This window comes from Acinetobacter sp. RRD8 (genome assembly GCF_031844225.1).
Taxonomy (GTDB): domain Bacteria; phylum Pseudomonadota; class Gammaproteobacteria; order Pseudomonadales; family Moraxellaceae; genus Acinetobacter.
In genome coordinates, this window is the sequence record NZ_JAUZUU010000006.1 from 39,911 (window position 1) to 55,674 (window position 15,764).

Annotated in this window: 14 protein-coding genes; 10 read left to right on the forward strand and 4 right to left on the reverse strand. The window is 44.0% G+C overall.

Annotated elements, in window-relative coordinates; all coding sequences use genetic code 11:
• Position 1 precedes the first annotated feature (1 nt).
• The 6 genes from parE (at position 2) to urtE (ending at position 7,850) form a co-directional block, all read left to right on the forward strand.
• On the forward strand, positions 2-1,882 hold the full coding sequence (gene parE, locus Q9R24_RS07990) for a DNA topoisomerase IV subunit B (RefSeq protein WP_311203999.1): 1,881 nt from the start codon (positions 2-4) through the stop codon (positions 1,880-1,882).
• Positions 1,883-2,241: 359 nt separating this feature from the next.
• On the forward strand, positions 2,242-3,522 hold the full coding sequence (gene urtA, locus Q9R24_RS07995; protein ID WP_311204000.1) for an urea ABC transporter substrate-binding protein: 1,281 nt from the start codon (positions 2,242-2,244) through the stop codon (positions 3,520-3,522).
• Positions 3,523-3,616: 94 nt separating this feature from the next.
• Entirely contained in the window at positions 3,617-5,248 is a 1,632-nt protein-coding gene (gene urtB / locus Q9R24_RS08000) for an urea ABC transporter permease subunit UrtB (protein ID WP_311204001.1), read from the forward strand.
• A 4-nt stretch (positions 5,249-5,252) separates the two neighbouring features.
• A complete protein-coding gene (gene urtC / locus Q9R24_RS08005) occupies positions 5,253-6,326 on the forward strand; it encodes an urea ABC transporter permease subunit UrtC (protein WP_311204002.1) in 1,074 nt (357 codons plus the stop codon).
• Positions 6,323-7,141: an urea ABC transporter ATP-binding protein UrtD gene (gene urtD / locus Q9R24_RS08010; protein ID WP_311204003.1), complete on the forward strand. Its 819-nt coding sequence runs from the start codon at positions 6,323-6,325 to the stop codon at positions 7,139-7,141. The genes urtC and urtD overlap by 4 nt, the downstream gene beginning before the upstream one ends.
• A gap of 10 nt (positions 7,142-7,151) precedes the next feature.
• A complete protein-coding gene (gene urtE / locus Q9R24_RS08015) occupies positions 7,152-7,850 on the forward strand; it encodes an urea ABC transporter ATP-binding subunit UrtE (protein WP_311204004.1) in 699 nt (232 codons plus the stop codon).
• A gap of 243 nt (positions 7,851-8,093) precedes the next feature.
• Here the strand turns inward: urtE and Q9R24_RS08020 are convergent, their stop codons facing one another.
• From Q9R24_RS08020 to Q9R24_RS08035, 4 genes are all read right to left on the reverse strand, one after another.
• The gene (locus tag Q9R24_RS08020) at positions 8,094-8,801 is read right to left on the reverse strand and encodes a phospholipase D family protein (protein WP_004281281.1); all 708 of its coding nucleotides are present in this window, start codon (positions 8,799-8,801) and stop codon (positions 8,094-8,096) included.
• 66 nt (positions 8,802-8,867) lie between these two features.
• Positions 8,868-9,590 carry a hypothetical protein gene (locus Q9R24_RS08025; RefSeq protein ID WP_311204005.1) on the reverse strand — a complete coding sequence of 241 codons (723 nt, stop codon included), beginning with the start codon at positions 9,588-9,590 and terminating at the stop codon, positions 8,868-8,870.
• A 172-nt stretch (positions 9,591-9,762) separates the two neighbouring features.
• Entirely contained in the window at positions 9,763-10,275 is a 513-nt protein-coding gene (locus tag Q9R24_RS08030; protein WP_311204006.1) for an N-acetyltransferase family protein, read from the reverse strand.
• 81 nt (positions 10,276-10,356) lie between these two features.
• A complete protein-coding gene (locus Q9R24_RS08035) occupies positions 10,357-11,082 on the reverse strand; it encodes an outer membrane protein OmpK (RefSeq protein ID WP_164543173.1) in 726 nt (241 codons plus the stop codon).
• Between the two features lie 1,007 nt (positions 11,083-12,089).
• Between Q9R24_RS08035 and Q9R24_RS08040 the strand changes: the two genes are divergently transcribed.
• The 4 genes from Q9R24_RS08040 to dsbD all read left to right on the forward strand — a co-directional run bounded on the left by Q9R24_RS08040 (position 12,090) and on the right by dsbD (position 15,763).
• A complete protein-coding gene (locus tag Q9R24_RS08040) occupies positions 12,090-12,455 on the forward strand; it encodes an HPF/RaiA family ribosome-associated protein (RefSeq protein ID WP_004647220.1) in 366 nt (121 codons plus the stop codon).
• Positions 12,456-12,582: 127 nt separating this feature from the next.
• Positions 12,583-13,125, forward strand: a complete 543-nt coding sequence (locus Q9R24_RS08045; protein WP_129716226.1) for an ankyrin repeat domain-containing protein — start codon at positions 12,583-12,585, stop codon at positions 13,123-13,125.
• A 21-nt stretch (positions 13,126-13,146) separates the two neighbouring features.
• Complete coding sequence (locus tag Q9R24_RS08050) at positions 13,147-13,902, forward strand: transporter (protein WP_114540932.1); 756 nt, start codon at positions 13,147-13,149, stop codon at positions 13,900-13,902.
• Between the two features lie 19 nt (positions 13,903-13,921).
• Entirely contained in the window at positions 13,922-15,763 is a 1,842-nt protein-coding gene (dsbD, locus tag Q9R24_RS08055) for a protein-disulfide reductase DsbD (protein ID WP_311204065.1), read from the forward strand.
• Position 15,764: the final 1 nt, after the last annotated feature.

Genomic DNA, 15,764 nt, shown 5'->3' on the forward strand with positions numbered 1-15,764 from the left:
CGTGTCTCAATATACGGCTCAATCTCTTGAAGTTTTATCTGGTCTGGATCCGGTCCGTCGTCGTCCGGGCATGTATACCGATACTTCTCGTCCCAACCATTTGGCACAGGAAGTGATTGATAATGCTGTCGATGAGGCACTGGCAGGGCATGCCAACAAGATTACCGTCACGGTCTATAAAGATGGTTCTTTATCAGTCGAAGACAATGGCCGTGGTATGCCGGTGGATATTCACCCTGAATATGGCCAGAGCGGTATTGAAATTATCATGACCAAACTGCATGCCGGCGGTAAGTTCAGCACCGATAATTACCAGTTTTCCGGTGGTTTGCATGGCGTTGGGATTTCAGTGGTCAATGCGCTTTCGACCCGTGTAGAGGTCGAAGTTCAGCGTCAGGGTAACCTGTACAGAATGGCCTTTGAAAATGGCGAACCGGTTGCACCGCTTGAAGTACTGGCAGGTAAGGCACCGAAACGGGTATCAGGAACTACGGTACAATTCTGGCCTGAAGCCAAATATTTTGATTCTCCTAAATTTGCCCTCAAAGCTTTAAAACATAATCTCAAAGCCAAAGCTGTTTTGGCGGCGGGCTTACAGATCAACTATGTTGATCAGATCAATGATGAAAAGATCACCTGGCAGTTTGAAAATGGTCTGGTTGATTATTTGATGGACGAGCTGGAAGACCGTGAAATTATTCCGGCACCGGCGTTTGTTGCCACAGGCGATGCGGAACGTGCCAGCGCAGAATTTGCAATTTGCTGGAATGTCGAAGGGGGTGAAAGCGTCCAGGAATCTTATGTCAACCTGATTCCGACCGCACAAGGCGGAACGCATGTGAATGGTCTGCGTTCAGGCGTCACCGATGCGATGCGTGAATTCTGTGAACTGCGTAATTTGCTGCCGCGGAATATGAAACTCTCTGCCGAAGATGTCTGGGACGGCGTCAATTATATCCTGTCGCTGAAATTTCAGGAGCCGCAATTCTCAGGTCAGACTAAAGAACGTCTATCGAGCCGTGAAGCAGCTGGAATTGTGCAGAATATTGCCAAAGATGCCTTTGCATTATGGTTGAACCAGAATTCTGATATCGCCATGCAACTGGCAGAAATGGCCATTTCCAAAGCCGGTCGCCGTCTCAAAGCAGCGAAAAAAGTAGAACGTAAGAAAATTGTCGCGGGTCCAACCTTGCCGGGGAAACTGTCGGACTGTGTAGGCCATGATCTGGATCAGTCAGAACTGTTTATTGTGGAAGGGGATTCTGCGGGTGGTTCGGCCAAGCAGGCGCGTGATAAGAACTTCCAGGCGATTATGCCAATTCGTGGAAAAATCCTGAATACTTGGGAAGTCTCTTCTGACGAAGTTCTAGCATCGCAGGACGTACACAATATTGCGATTGCCATTGGCGTTGATCCGGGTTCGGATGACTTGTCTGAACTGCGTTATGGCAAGGTCTGTATCCTGGCGGATGCCGACTCGGATGGTTTGCATATCGCGACTTTGCTGTGTGCCTTGTTTGTAAAGCATTTTCCTACACTGGTCGAGGAAGGGCATTTATTTGTAGCGATGCCGCCATTATTCCGTATTGATGACAATAAAGATGTGCACTACGCTTTGGATGAAGATGAGCTGAATAGCATCCTGAAAAAATGCAAAACCAAGAATCCGCAAATCACCCGATTCAAGGGTCTGGGCGAGATGAATGCCAGTCAGTTACGTGAAACCACGCTTGATCCAAACACGCGTCGTCTGGTGCAACTGGATCTGGATGATGCTCATCATACCGCAGGGTTACTGGATAAACTTTTGGCGAAAAAGCGTGCCAGTGACCGCAAAGACTGGTTGGAGCAAAAAGGTAATCTGGCAGATTTGGTGGTTTAAACTATCGAATTTAAGCAGTAAAAAATCCCGCAAGCGCGGGATTTTTTGTTTTAAAACAGTGCAAAAAATATTCAAGGTGCTGCACTTTATTTGTACATCATCTTCTATCTTAGTTTTGGCATATTTTGATTGGTCTTTATGCAACTTATTTAAAGTTGAGTCTGAGTTCTACATTGCAATAGGGCTTTAAGTCTTTTTAGTATGACTAAATACATGATTCATAATACAAATAATGAGATCAGTTAAAGTGAATTTTTTTATTTTTTGAAGCCTTGGCACAGAAATTGAATCACTCCATCCAGATGTACAACAAGACAAGCATGAAAAATGCACCATTATAAAGTTTGGAGAAAAATCTGATGTTCCAACGCAATTTATTTTCAAAAAGTATTTTAGCCGCAACCATGGCAGGGGCTGTTGCATTAACGGGGTGTTCAAAATCTGCTGAAAAAGCAGAAGCCCCGGGCGCAGAAAGCAAAGTCGCAGACAGCGGCGACACGATTAAAGTCGGGATCCTGCATTCATTGTCAGGCACGATGGCAATTTCTGAGACCTCACTGAAAGATACGGCCTTAATGGCGATTAAGGAAATCAATGATAATGGTGGGGTACTGGGTAAAAAACTGGAACCTGTGGTGGTCGATCCAGCATCTGACTGGCCACTGTTTGCAGAGCAAGCACGTCAGCTGATTACCCAAGACAAAGTCGCGGTAATTTTCGGTGCATGGACGTCGGTGTCACGTAAATCTATCTTACCAGTGGTTGAAGAGCTGAATGGCTTATTGTTCTATCCCGTACAGTACGAAGGCCAGGAACAATCCAAAAATATTTTTTATACCGGTGCTGCGCCTAACCAGCAAGCCATTCCAGCCGTGGAATACTTGATGACTGAAGAGGGCGGTAAAGCGGAGCGTTTTGTTCTGCTCGGTACAGACTATGTTTACCCACGTACCACCAACCAGATTTTACGTGCTTTTTTAAAGTCTAAAGGCGTGGCTGATGCGGACATCATGGAAGAGTACACGCCATTTGGTCATAGCAACTATCAAACCATTGTCGGCAATGTGAAAAAATTCGCAGCTGGTAAAAAGACTGCGGTGATCTCGACCATCAATGGCGACTCGAATGTGCCGTTCTATCGTGAATTGGGTAATCAGGGCATTAAAGCCTCTGATATTCCCGTCATGGCGTTCTCGGTGGGTGAAGAAGAACTGCGTGGTATTGACACCAAGCCATTGGTCGGTCATTTGGCGTCATGGAACTATTTCATGTCAGTGAAGAATCCGGTCAATACAGAATTTACCAACAAAATGAAGCAGTATGCGGTGGAATTCAAACTGCCGAATGCAGACAAGCTCGTGACCAATGACCCAATGGAAGCAACTTATGTCGGGATTAACATGTGGAAGCAAGCCGTTGAAAAAGCAGGTTCTACAGAGGTCGATAAAGTCCGTGAAGCGATGGCAGGTCAGGAATTCAAAGCCCCATCCGGCTATACCTTAAAAATGGATGCGACGAATCACCACTTACACAAGCCAGTCATGATTGGTCAGATTCGTGGCGATGGACAGTTTGATGTGGTCTATAAAACGCCACAAGCCATCCAGGCACAGCCTTGGAGCCCGTACATTCCGAAATAACAGCTATCTTTTGCCTGCCACAGCCGTGGCAGGTGTCCTCTGATTTTTTTCTTACTCTCCACGGAAAATTTCCAATGGAATAGGGGTGAATATAATGAATATTCGCGTGAATATCGCCGCTATTTTTCTGGTATTTGTACAGGTTATTTGTGTGCAACTGGTATCAGCAGAACAATCCTCAAATAGCACTGCATTGACTGCAGCAATACAACAAGATGCAATCCAGCAATTTGTGCAAGGTGATTTTGCCCAGCGCCGTGCTTTACTGAAGCAATGGCCGGGCAGTATTGAGCAGTTAGATCAGCTTGCAGAATATGTTGAAAACGAGCAGCTTTATAGTGGGGCTAATGGTCAAACCTATATTTTAGAATCGGACGAAAAATTACTCGGCTATCCGAGTCTAGGCATCGTTGCAGATTGGCCGAGTGACTTATCACAAGTGACTTTGGTGAATACCTTGCGTAAAGCGCTCAACTTTGGTTTGGCACAAAGAAAACTCAAATCTGAAGATGCTTCCGAGCGTTTAGAAGCGATTGATATTTATGAAAGCAACTTGGCAGAGCTGAATGTTGCTCACATCAATGCCCTGTATTTGAACGAACAAAATAACAAAGTCAAAGCCCGTTTGGCCCAGCTTAAAGCGCGTCTGGATTATCAAGATGCAGATGTCTTAGTTAAAATTCAAGCGGCGAAAGCCTTGCAAGACTCCAATCGTCCCGATGTCTTGGCGATGGTGGAAAATGAGCTAACACAGCCGAATTTACATCCAGAGCTGAAAGCGGCTTTGCTTGAAGCGAAAAGCAGTATTAAAACCCGTATTCAAGCCAGCGAATGGACAGGACATTTATTTTCAGGTTTAAGTACTGCGAGTATTCTACTGCTTGCTGCACTGGGTCTTGCGATTACTTATGGTTTGCTCGGTGTGATTAATATGGCGCATGGCGAGCTGATTATGATTGGTGCCTATACCACTTATGTGGTGCAAAGCCTGTTTAAAAGTTATTTGGGTAGCTATGTCGATTGGTACTTAATCGCCGCGATTCCTGCAGCATTCCTGGTAAGTGGGCTGATCGGCATGTTGATTGAACGTACCGTGATTCGTCCGCTATATGGTCGCCAGTTGGAAACCTTGCTTGCCACTTTTGGTGTCAGCCTGATTCTGATGCAATTGGTACGCATGACTTTTGGTGCGCAAAATGTCGAAGTTTCTAACATTTCCTGGCTGTCAGGCGGGATCTCGATTACTCCAAGCTTGATGCTGCCCTATAACCGTATTGCGATTATTGTCTTTACCATTGCAGTGCTTTTGTTGTTGGTTTACCTACTGAATAAAACCCGTTTTGGTCTCTTCGTTCGTGCGGTGACACAAAACCGTCAAATGGCGCGAGCAGTCGGTATTCGTTCTAGTCGTATCGATATGATGGCCTTTGGTTTAGGTTCAGGTCTTGCAGGGTTAGCCGGATGTGCTTTGGCACAAGTGGGTAACGTCGGGCCGGATTTAGGGCAAAACTACATTATTGATGCCTTCTTGGTGGTGGTTGTCGGTGGTGTAGGTCAGGTGTGGGGTGCAGTCCTTGCAGCGCTTGGTCTGGGTATTAGCGGTACCGCCTTGGAAATTGGCATTGGTGCAGTACTGGCAAAAATTGTTCTCTTGGTGCTTGTGATTTTGTTTATTCAAAAACGTCCACAAGGTTTGTTTGCCATCAAAGGCCGTTTTGTGGAGTAAGCACATGAAGATTACACAATTATTATCCGACAAACCGCATAGTGGCATTGCGATTGCCGTATGCTTTGCCATTTTATTGGCATTGCCATGGTTACACCTGTTACCTGCCGATTCAACCCTGCATTTATCTGCGTATTGGGTCACCTTGATTGGCAAAATCATGTGTTTGGCTCTGGTCGCTTTGGCACTGGATTTAGTTTGGGGCTATGCCGGAATTTTAAGTTTAGGACATGGTTTGTACTTTGCCCTTGGCGGTTATGCCTTTGGGATGTACTTAATGCGCCAGTCTGCAGGGGATGGCATTCCTGACTTTATGCGCTTCCTTAGTTGGACGGAAGTGCCATGGTTTTGGGTCGGTACGGAATACTTCCTTTGGTCATTGGTATTGGTGGTATTAGTGCCGGGCATCATCGCCTTTATTTTCGGCTTCTTTGCCTTCCGTTCCAAAATTAAAGGCGTGTATTTCTCGATTATTACCCAAGCTATGACTTTTGCCGCTGCATTACTTTTCTTCCGTAATGAAACCGGCTTTGGTGGCAACAACGGCTTTACCGGTTTTAAAACCATTTTAGGCCTGGACATTACCTCGGCATCGATGCGGGCAAGTTTGTGCTTTATCACCGCTTTGGTATTGTTGCTGTGCTTTATTGGTTTACGTCATTTAATGAATAAACCTTATGGCCGTGTACTCGGTGCAATTCGTGACAGCGAAAACCGTCTGCAATATTTGGGCTACCGTACCTTGTGGTACAAGCTCTCGGCATGGGTGCTATCTGCGGTGATTGCAGGCATTGCAGGGGCACTGTATGTGCCACAAGCCGGCATTATTAACCCAAGTGAAATGAACCCGGTGAACTCGATTGAAATGGCAGTCTGGGTGGCAGCGGGTGGACGTGGCACGCTGATTGGTCCATTGATTGGGGCAGGCTTAATCAATGGAGTAAAAACCTATTTTACTTCGGCTTATCCTGAAGCATGGCTGTTGATTTTGGGTACGTTATTTATTGTAGTGACCATCCTCCTGCCAAAAGGCATTGTTGGTCTGTTTGACCGTTTTAAAAAGGAGCGTAGCGAATGAGCGAGATCCTACAACCGCATGGTGGTCATGCCACTGAAGGCTATGGTCGTCCTAAAGAACAAGGCGCGGACTTTACCCACGGTATTGCGCTGTATTTAGAAAAAGTCAGCGTCTGGTTTGATGCTTTTCGTGCCTTAAATGATTTGTCGCTCTACATTGAAGAAGGGGAATTACGCTGCATTATTGGACCGAACGGGGCGGGGAAAACCACCCTCATGGATGTGATTACCGGAAAAACCCGTCCAACTGAAGGCGCTGCATTTTTCGGGCAAAACTATGACCTAGCCAAAATGAGTACCGAGCAAATTGCTGAAGCAGGCATTGGACGTAAATTCCAAAAACCGACGGTGTTTGAAAATTTCAGCGTCATGGAAAATCTGCTTCTAGCAGCACCCAAAGACAAGCGCGTGAAAAAGAGTTTCTTTAGCAAACTCGATCCCGATGCCCAAAATGCCCTGGATGAATCACTTGCGCAAATTCGTCTGCAAGAGTTCATTAATAAACCTGCTGGCTTGCTGTCGCATGGTCAAAAGCAATGGTTAGAAATCGGCATGTTGTTGATGCAACGTCCAAAACTGATTTTACTGGATGAACCTGTAGCAGGCATGACCGATGCCGAAACCGAGCGTACGGCGGAGCTGTGTTTAGAACTCAAGAAAAATCACACCCTCGTTGTGGTTGAGCATGACATGAGCTTTATCGATACGATTAGTGAAAAAGTCACGGTATTGGCACAAGGCGCAATTTTAGCAGAAGGCACATTGGCAGAAGTACAAGCCAATGAAGATGTCATTGAAAAGTATTTAGGACGTTAAGGAGACCGTGATGTTAGAAGTCAAAGACGTCAATCAATTTTATGGTGGCAGTCATATTTTACGTGATGTGTCGTTGACTGCACCTGTGGGTGAGTGTTCGGTGGTGCTTGGGCGCAATGGTGTAGGGAAAACCACGCTCCTTAAATGTCTGATGGGTATTTTACCGATTAAATCCGGACAGATTTTGCTGGATGGCAAGGACATTTCGAAACTCAGTCCTGAACAGCGTGTCCGTGCAGGTCTGGCTTATGTGCCCCAAGGTCGCGATATTTTTTCAACGCTGACGGTTGAGGAAAACCTCCTGATTGGCATGGCGAAATTTAAAGGCGCAAAGACACGCAAAGTGCCTGAGCATCTCTATGAAATTTTCCCTGTCTTGGAGGAAATGAAGCATCGCCGTGGCGGAGATTTGTCTGGTGGTCAGCAGCAGCAGCTTGCCATTGCACGAGCACTTGCTTCTGAACCGCGTGTGCTGATTTTGGATGAACCGACTGAAGGTATTCAGCCATCCATTATTAAAGACATTGGACGGGTGATTCGTAAACTTGCTGATGGTGGTGAGATGGCGATTGTGTTGGTAGAGCAATTCTATGATTTTGCTGAAGAACTTGCTGATGCTTATACCGTGATGGCACGTGGGCAGGTTGTGGCGCAAGGTGTGGGCAGTGAAATGCCTGAGAAAGGTATTCGGGAGTTGGTGGCGATTTAAGGCTTTTAGCTCCTTCTCCTATGGGAGAAGGCGGGGGATGAGGGTTTATCTTTATTTACCTCTCCCTAATCCTCTCCTAGAAGGAGAGGGAAAAAGCCTCCCTAAGCAAGATATAAGCACTGCTTTATATCGAAGCGTAAGAAAGGGAGGTTTGGAGGGATTAAATTTTAAATCTCCTCTTACGAAGCAGAGCTTCTCATCTCTTAAAGAGAGGGGAATTTTCTTTTTTGAATAATGGAGGGATTAGATCTCCGTATTTTCATTCCATAAAAAATAGCCGCCGTACTGACTTGGACGGTATTCACCACCGATGGATTTGCCTTGGTCAGTTAAAAAATGTTTACCCGTGTCATTCAGCTTTAAAAAGCCTTTATCCACTAACTTTTCAAGTAAATCTGCTGTTTTAATTTTATATTTGGCAGCCAGTTTGGAGGTGGTCAATTTACTAAAGGCATTAGCTTCTTCATCAGTTTGACCTAAATCCTCAGTGTTCGGATTAGCTTTGACTTCATCTAAGCTGATCCGGACTTCTTCGCTAATCCGAATAATACGCTGCGCTTCTTCATACGCATCTTTAAAAACCTCATCATCTTCATACTTACGAACTGAAATGCCCATTTCATTGTTATTGACCTGGCTAAATTCATATAAATTCAAACTCGAAATAATACATTCCGATTCATTGAGATAGCACTTTGCATGCAGGTTTTTGCAGAAACTCAAACGCACATAGTCCAGTTTTTGAATCCATTTGATTTCTTCAGGATGCAAATCACTTTTGCCATAGACAATGCGAACATCAATTTTTAACCGGTCTTTGTCTTCTAATAATTCTTTAATACGGTCATTGAGACGTAAATACGGACTGATTAAAATTAGACGTTCTTTGGCATTTTTAATGAGTTCTTCTAAGAAAAAATTGGTTGCACTGGTATTTAGAAATTTAGCCATATTTTCCCTGTAATATTTTGAATATTATGTTTGTTATAGGGGAATAAGATATCGCTGAATCAGCAATCACTCAACCTTTAAATACATGCCATCCGCTGAGACATTATGGCCAAAACCGCAAGACATTGGATTGTTGCTATTCACCACAATCTGTTGTCCAATTTGAGCGTTAAACTGAAATTTCAAATCAATTTTGCAATCTTCTACGCTGTAATTGGCCTGAGCTTTATTCAGCGACATACGGGTTGAAAATTCTCCCAGATTAGGACCATAAATCAGACTGCGTAAACCCATATAGAGTCCATTAAACTCAATCTGGTAGGCATTCGAAGTCCGTTTAACTTCCATCGTATTCCATTGACCAAAACCTGCATAACGAACATATTTTCCTGCAAGATTCTTCGGTTTTTGTGGGGCAGGCAACTGTTTTAGATTGAACTGGCTAGCTTTAGCATTTGGGAAAATGGAGAACCAGGCGCGTGCCCATTGCGGCTTGCCCAGCTTGGCATAACTTATGCCGACATTATTAAACGCTGTGGTGATATCACGTTCAGAAAAAGCTGTACCGCCATCTTCTACATTCATCACACAAAATGATGACCATGCGGCTTGTTGCTCAAATTGCGCTGCGGCCTTTTGATATTGTTTTTGGTCGTAGAATTTTTTGCCATTATTTGCATAGCTTTGCACTTTGCTACAGCCTGAACGGAGCTCTTTTTCAAAGTCTGAATCAGCAAAAGTGAGCATACTTAAACTTAAAAGACCAATAGACAATAGAGATTTATACATGGTGTTATTCAGTATGATTTTGAGCTGAATAAAACATAGCCGCTCGTATAAGTAAATAGAACTTGTGCTTATTAAACTGGATAACAACAAAATATCGTGATGGCCAAGTATTAAAAAGCTGAAGAGTAGTGTCCAGAAAGCAGTTCTGGAATAGTTTTAAACTAAGAATGAATCAAGCTTGATCCAGATTGAGTTGTAAGAGTACCAAATCACGCCATTGCCCAAACTTCTGTCCAACTTGCGGCATATAGGCAGTTTGAACGAAACCCAGTTTTTCATGCAGACGAATCGATGAAGTGTTTTCAGAATCAATCGCCGCGACCATGATATGCAGTTTCTGTACTTGAGCCTGTTCAATTAAATACTGCAATAATTGAGAACCTAAACCTTGCCCTGCATAATCTGGATTTAAAAAGATCGAATGTTCTACCGTCTGTTGAAAGCCCTGAATACTACGAAACTGATCATAACAGGCATAGCCAGCAATGACTTGATTTTGAGTATCTTCAACCACAAAAACCGGGAAATTCTGATTTTTAAGTTGCTTAAACCAGATTTTGAAATAGTTCAAATCAAAGGCCGTTCTGTTCCAGGTCGCAGTACCATAGAGTACTTCCTGATTATAAATCTCGAGGATGGTTTCAAGATCATGTTCGGTCGCAGGGCGAATGTCAAAATCAGGCATATTCTTGTTCTGGTAGAGGTGAGCTGAAATCACAGTTTAAAAAAAAGCAGAACCGGAGTTCTGCCTTTGATCATACATCAATTAGAAATGATATTTCACAAGTGCGCTGACATTGTTTTCGTCTTGATTTTTAAGACCAAACTTGTTGTTCCACACTGAATGTTCAACGCCGAGGTATAAACGGGTGTCTGGAGAAATGTGTTTGCCCGCATTCCATTTCCACTGTGTAGTCCAGTTTAACTCGCTTGCTTGAGCGTCTTTTTCAGCAGTTGACCAATCAAGGAAGCCATCTACAAGAAAGTCTTCAGCACCCAGTTTAAATGGCACACCATAGGTAAGCGTCATTTGATAATCGTCTTTATTGCCAAACACTTTTTCATTATTTGCACGATAAAGATTCAAGCTAGCATACTGAAAGTATGGGATATCAAGGTCAAAGCCCACGCCATATAGGAAGTTGTCCGCATTATCTGAACCTTCCCACGTTGTTGAAATAAGCACATCTTTCACTGGACCAAAGGCAAGTTTTTGGCCTGTAACTTCGCTTAAGCTTAAACGTGGTGATAACTCAAAGTACGTACTTTTAACATCATCGCCACCGCGCAGACGATCCATAAAGAAGAATACATCTGCATATTTAACTTTTGCAGCATATTCAACAGTTAAAGTAGTTTGCTGATCGTCTACAACTTCATAGTTTTCACCATAAAGACCTGTAACGCTAAAGTCCTGCCAAACTGGTTTTGCTTGAGCAAATACAGCAGTTGAAGCCAATGCACAAAGTGCCGCAAGTTGTGTAAATTTCATTTAAATCTATCCCCCCGAGAAAGCAGAATAAGCATACAGATTAATAAGTAAAAATAAAGTTAAAAGTGATCGCTGACTTAAATATATTTCAGCCTTCATGAGTTGAATAAAGACGATCACCTTCCTAATTTTTCATTGTCTTTCGCTGATGCTTTTCTAAAGCATTATTTTTTAAATAAAGTTGAATATGTAGTGCCTTAAAAGACTGAATGTAGGACTAAAAATATAAAATCACTTCAATTCAGGATGATGAGTTTAGAAAACCAGTAAAAATAGGGGGAATATACAGATTGTTTAGTAATTAATTTGGGCCTGAGGCTGAATAGCTTTGTTTGGTTTGTGTAATGAAGCTGCTTTTAAAATCTCAAATGACGGTCGTTTTATAGGCCTATTCTCGGCATCCTAAAATAAGAGTGATCGGTCTTATATTTCAATTGAAAATCATTTTTGCAGTTTATTATTTTCGAATGACGAAAGAGTATTTTTCCCGGTTATGCAAAAGCAACTAAATAATGATAAAGCAAATGATCTATTCAGGACTGTAAGGCTGACTAGGCGCTGATCTTATAAGAAAAATTATTAGATAAAAGTGAGCTAATTTCCATAAAAAAATACTTTTAATTTCTCTTTTTTTAGGTTTTCTGGTCGAGTGTTATTTAAGCGATTTATCGGTCTGGCTTAAAAAACATTTCAAATTAAATCGTGTGAAGAGTTGCGCAATTGCCGTTTGAAAAATCCTGCATTTTTGAGCTGAGTAAGCAGTTGTCACAATGGATTATTCTTTTGCTAAAAAACCAAAATATCACTTGCATATTTCCCAGATACAGCCGATATTCAAGATATAAGGACACGATTCTGCAGACTCAAAAATGTGTTCATCATTCAAAATGGAGGGTGTGATTCCAATCATTTGAAGAAGTGAAATGCGATGCGAAACAGCAAGCTACAAACGTGCCAAGATAAAAAATTTTGCACTCAAAAGTTACAAAGATTGAGGATGGTAATATATGAATATTGAACTTCGTACCGATAACCACATTCAGAATAGTGATCGTTTAATTACTTATGTACGGGAAGAATTAAATCAAGAATTCCAGCGCCACAGCGAACGTATTACTCATTTTTCAGTCCATCTCAGTGATGAAAATGGCGCCAAAGGCGGCGATGACGATATTCGCTGTATGATTGAAGCGCGTCCTGCAGGCTTGAAACCTGTCGTAGTTAATCACCGTGGCCATAATGTCGATACTGCGATCCATGGTGCAATTGACCGACTAAAGCGTAGTCTGGAACATGTGATCGAGAAAAAAGACAATGTTCGTCCTGGTGCTCTCGAACTAGCAGACACAGATACTGCGGATATCGAAGACTAAGCCGAACCGATTTGAAAAAGCCCTGCGGGGCTTTTTTCGTATTAAACAAAAATATAGTTATGAGAAGCACAACAAATCCTGCTTTATTCGGCATAATAGTCGAAAACGAATCAAAGTGAGCTCCATCATGTTAACTGCGCAACAACAGCTTTTTGTGCAAGCACTCGAAGAATTAAATCTGGACCAGGTCAAACAGCTGCTGGCAGATGGACTCAACCCGAATTTTATTGATCATGACAAAGGTCCGGTGATTTCGGTCTGGTCAGATGGCCTGTTCAAATGGTGGGAAGAGGTGTGTGAGCTATATGAAGCCGGAACACCACTTTCAGAAGATGAGAAACAGGCACGTTTGGCAGTACATTTACAGATTCTGGAAGAACTGATCCAGGCCAAAGTGAATCTGCATCTGTGGGATACAGAAGAAATTTATGGCCCGCTCTGGGATGCCGCGAGTGCCGCATGTGCACCGGCTGTACAGCGTTTACTGGATGAAAAAGTCGATCCAAATAGCAAAGATGAAGATGGCATGACTATTTTATCTTCTATTAGTGATCTATTCTTTGATTGTGATTTTGATGAAATCAACTGGTCAGAAGCCTTGGATGAAGAAAAACAGACGCTAGAACTGCTTCGCAAGCATGGCGCAAAAATGACCAAAGAACTCAGTTAAATTTTAATAAAGAGCTCCAACATGACAACATTAAAAACCTTGGGTTTGATTGCACTGGCCGGTTGTAGTGCACAGCTTTTCGCAGCAGATTTTGAATTTGATCGACCAGGTGAGGGTCTGAGTACTGGAATTACGCCAGTCGGAAATGTCGCTTGGGAGCAAGGCTTGCCTACAGCGCGTTATAGCAAGTCGGGCGATCAGACCGCGACCACACTCAGTGCAGATATGTTGTTACGTACCGGACTCAGTGATGATCTGGAATTGCGTTTAGGTTGGGCTGGCCCGACCTGGACCCAAGTGAAATCCAATGGCCAGACCGAAGAAGATGATGGTCTGGGCGATGTTAGTATTGGTCTGAAAAAGGCCATTGATCTGGATGATGACAAACTCAGTATGGCTTTGCTGGCCGAAGCCATCATTGCAACAGGCAATACCGGTTTCACTAATGAAGAAGATATTTACAGCTTAGGTTCTGTCGTGTCGTATCAATATAATGACTTGGTCAGTACCGCATTGACCATGCGTTATGAATGGCAGGACAGCAACTGGGCAGTGTCTGCGATTCCTTCTCTAGGCTACCGCATTACTGATCGCTGGTCAGGTTATTCTGAACTGATTTACCGTAAAGCTGAAAGTGTCGATAATCAATACGCGCTCGGTACCGGGGTTATGTATGCCTTAAACGACCGTGTCCAATTGGATGCGAATGTCGGTGTAGATCTGGATGGTGCAGATCGAAGTTACTTCTCAGGCTTAGGTTTCTCTGTGCTGTTCTAAGTTATTCAACTCACAGATGATGAAATACTCGCAGTTCCCGACCTGGGGGAAAATGCTTGCCCCGGTTATTTTGGGAAGCACCTTGTTCAGCAGTCCTGCTCAGGCGGAAACGGCATTGTTGTCTGCCGAGCAGGCTTTTCCTGTGAGCGTGATCTCCACCAGTCAGCAGCAGGCTGAACTGAGCTGGCAGATTCCGGACAACTATTATCTGTATCAGCATAAAATTGAAGTTTGGCAGGGCAACCAGCCGGTATCGTTTGAGTTGCCACCCGCTGAAGATTTGTATGATGATAACTATGGACATACCCAGGTTTATTATCAGCAGTTAAAGTTTCAAATTCCGACTCAGGCGGGGCAATCCTATCAGGTCAGCTGGCAGGGCTGTGCCAAAGACCGGATCTGTTATCCGCCACAAACCATTCAGTTCAAGACCGATTTGTCCGGTCTGGTGCAATTCGAAGCTGCCGGATCAGGAGCAAAGCGTTTACTTGATCTGAATACTTCATCACTGCAACACAACACCCTGTTTAATACAGTGGATTCCTCAGAATCTACAGCAGATGAAATCTCTGCATCAGCCAACACACAAACCGAACCTTATGCAGCACAAGACCAGAAATGGTCAGCCCAGTTGCTTGAGCGCTCTTTGGGCTATGGGCTTTTACTGTTCTTCGGCTTGGGAATTTTACTGGCTTTCACCCCGTGTTCCTTGCCGATGCTGCCAATTCTGACCTCGTTGATCGTACGTGACAGTAAAGGTCTGAAAGCCTGGATGATTGCACTGACTTTTGTCAGCAGTATGGCCGCTGTCTATGCAGTACTTGGCCTAATTGTGTCTTCAGCTGGTCTGAACTTCCAGCGCTGGTTGCAGCAACCGGGAACCCTGATCGCATTTAGCATCCTGTTTGTCCTGTTTGCGCTGAATCTGTTTGGCCTGTTTGAAATCAAATTGCCGCAACGTCTGGTTCATCGTCTGGATCGGGCACAGGCCATGCAGCAGGGAGGTAGTCTGGTCAGTGCCGGCGTTATGGGCATGATTTCGGCGCTTCTGGTGGGACCATGCATGACCGCACCGCTGGCAGGTGCATTATTGTTTATTTCCCAGACGCAAAGTCAGTGGCAGGGGGCTTTACTGCTGTTTACCCTGGGTTTTGGAATGGGGACGCCTTTATTACTGGCCAGTATTCTGGGTGCACGGATTCTGCCTAAAGCCGGGCACTGGATGAATCAGATCAAAGTGCTCTTTGCCTTTATCATGCTGGCGCTGGCGCTGTATTTTATTCGCCCACTGATTTCAGAAGCCGCTTTACAATGGTTATCCCTAGCTTTGGGTATGACCTTCGTGGCTTATGTGCTGTTCCGGATTTTCTGGCATCGTACCGGTTTGAGATGGCTATATATCCTGTGTCTGGTACTGGCCGTGCCCTATATCGCTTATAGCCAATATCAGCACAGTCAGCGTTTTTTTGTGGAGCAGGCGAGCACAGAAGCCAAGTGGCATGTGGCACGTAGTGCAGCAGAATTTCAGCAGATTTTGGACAGGGCACCACAAGGGCAAAAGATTATTATTGATGTCTACGCCGACTGGTGTGTTGCCTGTCAGCCGATCGAACATCGTATTTTAAAATCTGCAGCGGTACAGCAGGCGCTTGCGCCATATTTCCTGATCAAGCTGGATTTAAGCCAATATAATGTCTCTCATCAAGCGCTGTTAAACCAATGGGAAATTCTCGGGCCGCCGACGTATTTATTCTTGAATGCGCAGCAGCAGGAAATTAGGGGTTTACGTTTAACCGGTGCTTTTAGCGAGGCAGAATTGCTGGCACAGCTGCAAGCACTGGCTCAAAGTGAAAATCCATAAT